7 protein-coding genes are annotated in these 5,533 nt (G+C 62.6%); 4 read left to right on the forward strand and 3 right to left on the reverse strand.

Features of this window, described 5'->3' with window-relative positions; genetic code table 11:
* Positions 1-105: 105 nt before the first annotated feature.
* Positions 106-1,169, reverse strand: a protein-coding gene (locus K7W03_RS26475) for an IS630 family transposase (RefSeq protein ID WP_222887891.1) whose coding sequence is annotated in 2 segments (ribosomal slippage) — positions 106-675 and positions 678-1,169 — 1,062 coding nt in all. Because the reading frame shifts where the segments join, the coding sequence is not laid out codon by codon here.
* Positions 1,170-1,475: 306 nt separating this feature from the next.
* Between K7W03_RS26475 and K7W03_RS26480 the strand changes: the two genes are divergently transcribed.
* Positions 1,476-1,955: a hypothetical protein gene (locus K7W03_RS26480; RefSeq protein ID WP_222887893.1), complete on the forward strand. Its 480-nt coding sequence runs from the start codon at positions 1,476-1,478 to the stop codon at positions 1,953-1,955.
* Between the two features lie 53 nt (positions 1,956-2,008).
* Complete coding sequence (locus K7W03_RS26485) at positions 2,009-2,515, forward strand: thermonuclease family protein (protein WP_020819413.1); 507 nt, start codon at positions 2,009-2,011, stop codon at positions 2,513-2,515.
* Between the two features lie 35 nt (positions 2,516-2,550).
* Here the strand turns inward: K7W03_RS26485 and K7W03_RS26490 are convergent, their stop codons facing one another.
* Positions 2,551-3,045 carry a hypothetical protein gene (locus K7W03_RS26490; RefSeq protein ID WP_020819414.1) on the reverse strand — a complete coding sequence of 165 codons (495 nt, stop codon included), beginning with the start codon at positions 3,043-3,045 and terminating at the stop codon, positions 2,551-2,553.
* Positions 3,046-3,110: 65 nt separating this feature from the next.
* Between K7W03_RS26490 and K7W03_RS26495 the strand changes: the two genes are divergently transcribed.
* Together K7W03_RS26495 and K7W03_RS26500 are read left to right on the forward strand one after the other, a co-directional pair.
* Positions 3,111-4,106 carry a hypothetical protein gene (locus tag K7W03_RS26495; RefSeq protein WP_222887895.1) on the forward strand — a complete coding sequence of 332 codons (996 nt, stop codon included), beginning with the start codon at positions 3,111-3,113 and terminating at the stop codon, positions 4,104-4,106.
* A 61-nt stretch (positions 4,107-4,167) separates the two neighbouring features.
* Entirely contained in the window at positions 4,168-4,812 is a 645-nt protein-coding gene (locus tag K7W03_RS26500; protein ID WP_020819416.1) for a hypothetical protein, read from the forward strand.
* Positions 4,813-5,077: 265 nt separating this feature from the next.
* On the opposite strand, the gene K7W03_RS26505 is transcribed toward K7W03_RS26500, so the two are convergent.
* The gene (locus K7W03_RS26505; RefSeq protein WP_222887897.1) at positions 5,078-5,386 is read right to left on the reverse strand and encodes a hypothetical protein; all 309 of its coding nucleotides are present in this window, start codon (positions 5,384-5,386) and stop codon (positions 5,078-5,080) included.
* Positions 5,387-5,533 lie beyond the last annotated feature (147 nt).

Here is a 5,533-nt window from a genome sequence, read left to right on the forward strand (position 1 = left end):
CCGCCTGCAAAGCATAGGCCGGATCGAACGCTCGTCGAATATCCATAAGATTTTAGAGTGCTACGCCCACCCGCGCACAGGTCTCGTAATACCAACCTGCATTGATCATAACCCACGCGCCCATTGGCGGCGACCGATGGTCATGATGCGCCAAGGCTGATTTATGAGCTTGTTCCATGCTTCGCAGCAGTGGTCGATGATGTTTTCGTGGGAAGTGAAGACCCGGTTGGAGAGCCAGTTGTCGCGCATGAACTGCCAGACGTTTTCGACTGGGTTGAGCTCGGGGCATTTGGCCGGCAGCGCTATCATGCTGATATTGCCCGGCACATCGAGCTTGCCGGTCATGTGCCAACCGGCCTGATCCATCAGCACGACCGCGTGCGCGCCCGGTGCGATGGCGAGCGATATCTCGGCCAGATGCAGCGACATGGTTTCGGTATTGCAGAAGGGCAGGACCAGACCGGCCCCCTTGCCGAGTTCCGGGCAGATCGCACCGAAGATGTAGGCCGATTTTGTCCGCTGATCCTTGGGTGCCGATGGCCGTGTGCCGCGTCTGGCCCAGCGCCGGGTGATCTTGTTCTTCTGGCCGACGCGGGCCTCGTCCTGGAACCATATTTCTATCGGCGTGCCCTTCGGGAGGGTCGCTCCGACCTTTGCCAGCTCGGCGGCAAAGCCCCCTTTTTGAAGTCCTCCATCGCATATTCGTTCTGGGCATGGTGGCGGGGACGAGCCGTGAGTTTGACATAGCCCAGCCTCTTTAGCTCGCGCCCCACGGTCGTCTCGTCGAGCGAGACCGCAAATTCCTCATGGAGCCACTGGACCAGGTCGATCAGCCGCCAACGAACAACCCCGTGGATCGCCGGGATCGGGCCGCTCTCGACGATCTCCACCAGCGCCCGGCGCTGCGCATCGTCGAGCACGGAACGCTTGCCGGGAGCCTTGCCATCCAGCAGGCCATCGGGACCGCGGGCGTTGAACCGCACCACCCAGTCGCGAACAATCTGCAAGCCAACACCGCCGATCCGCGCCGCTGCGGTGCGACTGCCGCCGTCGCAAATCTCGGCCAAAGCCAACAGCCGACGAGCCTGGTTCGCGCTTCTCGTGCTCCGCGCCAGCCGCCTCAGCGCTGCCCCGTCAAAGTCGTCCCGCAATCCGATCGCTGCGCCCATGGCCTTGCCCTCCAATAGGCCGCCATAGATTCAGACTTTCGCCGCTTTGGGAATCCCCAACGTGAGTCAGCTTCAACGCTGGTTGGTATAAGGTAAGCATCCTGCGCACTACCGATCCGCTGCAGCCTTTCCGCATCTCTACCGACCCTGCGTCGTCGGGCCTGATCGTCCTCGAGATGGTCGCCTGAAGCCCTCTCCATTCATGTCTTCCGGAGCAAAGCCCATCCGCATGCTGACCGCCGCTGCAACGCAGCCAGGCCCATGATCCCGCCGCTCGCGACCCATGGCAAGAGGGAAGGGGGATGAATGACGGTGTTCTCCAAGCTGGAAGGATCCGCCATGGACACTAACTTTTACATTACCGCGCGGTCTTCGAAATTCCCCCTCGACTACGCACACAGCAGGGAGGACGCAGCCGCGCTGCTCGCGCGTCACCGCGATCGCCATCCCGACGCTGTTGTCGAGTCCACCAAAGCCTATTTCGAACGCACGCGCGCCGAAACATTGGCGTCATTTCCTCTCAGCCGGATCACGCAGCGTTTCTACGACGCTATGCTGGGCGTTCTCCCGCCACAATATATCAAGGGCGTTGCGGGCTTCTTTCTCTCCGAAGCGGCGACCCAGAACATCCACGCCCAGTTCATCGTGCATGGCGGCTGCACCTACGGTGGTTACGCGGACCTGGCGCGCGAATCCCGCAAGATCTGGACCATTGCCGACGTCCTTGAACTCGAAAGCCGGGCCGGCGCGCGCACCTTGACGTTCGACTGGTTTCCTGGGGACTGAACTTCGTGTTCGACGCAATGGAAAAGATCAGCGCCCTTTGTCATAGACATCGAATGTATCGTTTTCTGTGTTTCCTATTCCTTGTCTCCGCATGCGACGTCCGGGGTGCTCCCGTCAATGAGCCGGGGTTTACCGCATCCGCTCGCGCGCTCGATGGCGACACGATTGCAGCCGATTTCCGTCTCCTTGGTGTCGATGCGTTCGAGCGCCGTCAGCTCTGTGAACGGGCGCGGTCGTGCTGGGAATGTGGCAAGGCGGCTCAGGATCATGCCGCGCGGATTCTGGGCGAAGCCGACGCCCAAATCCGGCTCACCAACCGCTCGAGCTATGGTCGGCCGGTGGCGACTGTGACCGTGAAAGGCCGCGATCTCGGAGAGACGCTGATCCGCGCGGGTCTCGCCATTCCCCAACCCCAATTCCTGAAAACCGATCCGGCGCGTGCGAAGCAATATACCGAAGCCTTTGCCGCCGCGCAGCGAAACAAGGCTGGCGCGTTCGCTGGCCAGTGGATCGAGCCGGCTCGGTGGCGGCGCGGCGACCGCCTCGCTTGTGAGCGGTGATCTCCAAGGCTGGAGCGGCGTACCGCGCGGTCCCGTCAGGCAGTGAGGCCGGGATCGGCCCACCAGGAACGGCCTTGCCTGAAGTTCTCGGTTGAGGCGACGACAGGGCCATCCGGTTCGTCAGCTACATAAGGCGAGACCAGCGGACGTGCCCTGATTTTCCGGCGGTGGATGCTGCCCGCGACGCGGCCGCGCGCTTCGAGCAGCTCTTCGAGCCACATCAGATCGTCGAGCATCTCGACGATGCCGCGGCCAGCGAGGCAGAAATAGATGCAGCGCTGGAAATCGTCGCCTGCCGGATTGCTCAGGATGGACGCGAGCTTGCGCTTGCCGCCCGTCTCACCCTCATGGACCCAGGACATCGCCTCGCGCAGTTCGCGCACCGAATAATAGGCATCCTCGACATGCATACCGATCGCCGCATTGGCCAGCATGCGGCGGGTGGGGCGGTTTTGATCGTCAAGCGCGGCATCGCGCAGCGTCACATCGAGATCGAACGGTTCAAAATAGCGGGCGGCCTGCTCGGTCATTAAAAATCTCCCTTGAATGGAACATAACATGAACAATTATCCGCAAGTCACGCTCGATCGCTGTCATGGTGGGACTGCCGCACCTTGCTGATGGGGTGCTCCTGCGGCGCGCCCGACAGCTTCAGCAGCCCGTCCTGATTTCCGCCAATGCCCTGTCGCGCTGGTCGACGAAGCGAGGTTGGCGCGAATGGGCCGGCTGGACGACGCGGCCACTCATGAATGCGCATGGTCTTCGCAGCCTCAGCCTCGACAGCGCGGGGTTCAGCGCAATGGTCACCTATGGGCGCTATCCCTGGACGGTCGATGATTATGTCGGCCTGGCCGCAGCCTATCCATTCCGCTGGTGGGCAAGCCTCGACTATTGCGTCGAGCAGGAAGTGGCCAGCGATCGCAACGAGGTGCTCGACCGCATGTCCCGTACCATCCGGGCCAACATCGAATGCCGGCTGCGCGCTGAAAATGCCGGGATCGATGCGACCTTCATGCCGGTCATTCAGGGACGTCATCCCGGTGATTATGAACGCTGTGCAGTGGCGCTCGCGCATATGATCGAGCGCGCCGGGCTTGTCGGTGTCGGCAGCATGTGCCGGCGCCCTGTCCATGGCGCGGATGGACTGATCGCCGTCGTTGATCGTCTCGACCAGGTGCTGCCAAGGCAGACCCGTCTGCATCTCTTCGGCGTCAAGGGCGCCGCCATCCCCTATCTCACCGCCTTCGCCCATCGTATCGCCTCGATCGACAGCCAGGCCTATGGGGTCAGCGCGCGCATCGCCGCGCGACGTTGTGGTCAAGCCAAGACCGACCGCTTGGTGGCGGACCATATGACGCAGTGGTTGCTCAGACAGCATGCTCGCCTTGATCGGCCTTCGCGACAGTTGCCGGTGCAACCTGAGGTGCCGCCACCTCCCGAACCGGCAGACCCCTGGGAGCGGGTGATCGCACAGGCGCGCCGCGAGATACGCGATCTCATCGAAACCGGCGATCTCGACCATGACGAGATGACGGCCCTGTGGACCGAGCAATGGGCAGCGGACATCTACGGCGCAGCATCAGCGGACTGAAGGTGAGGAGAGGGGGAACGGAGGTGTGAGCGGCCGAACCGCTCGAGACCCGGAGACTCTCATGAATTATGATCTCGCCTTCCGCTACAGTCAGGCTCTCGATCCCAGCGCGCTGATCACGATCGGCACGGCGCTGCATGCGATCCACGCCGCCATCACCGATTGCCGCAACGCCGGCATCGATCTCGAACGTGATCCGGCGGTTATTCTGCTTGCGCGCCATCTGGGGACGGTGTGCGAAACGCGTGCACCGGACGCGGATCTGCGGCGCGACTGCATCGCGCGGATCGCCGAGCTGCGGAACCGGCCGGTTCTGAAGACGCTCGCCTATCGCGGCGTTGCCCATGACGAGCCCGCCAAGCGCCTGTTTCATTCGGAGGGGCGCGCCGCCATGCGCCGCCTGGCCGACGCCCTCGCGCTCGACGAGGGCAGTTTCGATATCCGGTCCAACAAGGGTGGTCCCGCCGTGTCAGGCGAAGTGACGCTGCACGGCGAGGATGTCTGGGTGCAACTCTCGCTCGGCCTCTCCGGTCCCGATCGGGAAGTGTGCTTTCGCAAGGTGCAGGGCCGCGACGATCATCTTGGAGACCGTAATTGTTGGGCGTCAATCCGCGAACTTGTCGACCCGGGCCGCTTCGCCGCACGAATCCGGCGGGAGCTTCGCTTGTCCACATCGCAGCCCGTTGTTCCCCGTCTCGTCGCCTGAACGAAGGCGATCATGCGCATTCTTTTCGTCCGCGTCAGGATCGGCGTCCAGGAGTCGGGCTATTCCTATCGCCTCTATATACCTTTCACGGAAAGTTCGTTCGAACGGCAAGCGTTGATCTCGGTGCATTCCGATTTCGGGCGCGGGCTTGCGCGCGCGTATGCCAGTTGTGGGTGTGATCGAGAAACTGTCGGAGCGGTACGCTGTCCCCTCCGACCATCGCCGCCACGTCTCCTGGGATTCGCATCGAAGGAGACCGATGATGTCAGAGCCGTTTGACCCCGCTGACACCGACGCATGGATTGCCCATGGTCGAAGCCCGGTACAAGCAGCGGCGCTCGCTGATGCCTGGCGCCGCTTCCCGGACCTTGCGAACGATTCCCCACTCGATCAGCGCATGGCACGTATGCGCGAGCGTGTCACGGCACTGCGGCCGGTGATGGAAGCGATGGCGCACATGGTCGAGGCGGAACGACAGGCCCGCAATTTCGCCTTCACCGCAAGACGAGTCGCCGAGGGACGGGGGGATGATCGCGATCGTGCCATTCTGCGCGCGCGCGATCTCCATGGCCATGACTGGGATCGATCGGTCCGCTATGCCGATGGCTGGTACGCCTTATGCGCAGCTGGGCATAATGCATATTATCGCGAGGTTGTAATAATGCGAAGGAGCGCGGGACATAAGTGCAAAACCGCCATATTTTGCCACGCTCCTTCGCAT

The sequence above is a fragment of the Sphingobium sp. PNB genome, from assembly GCF_019873065.1.
In the GTDB taxonomy this organism is placed as follows: domain Bacteria; phylum Pseudomonadota; class Alphaproteobacteria; order Sphingomonadales; family Sphingomonadaceae; genus Sphingobium; species Sphingobium fuliginis.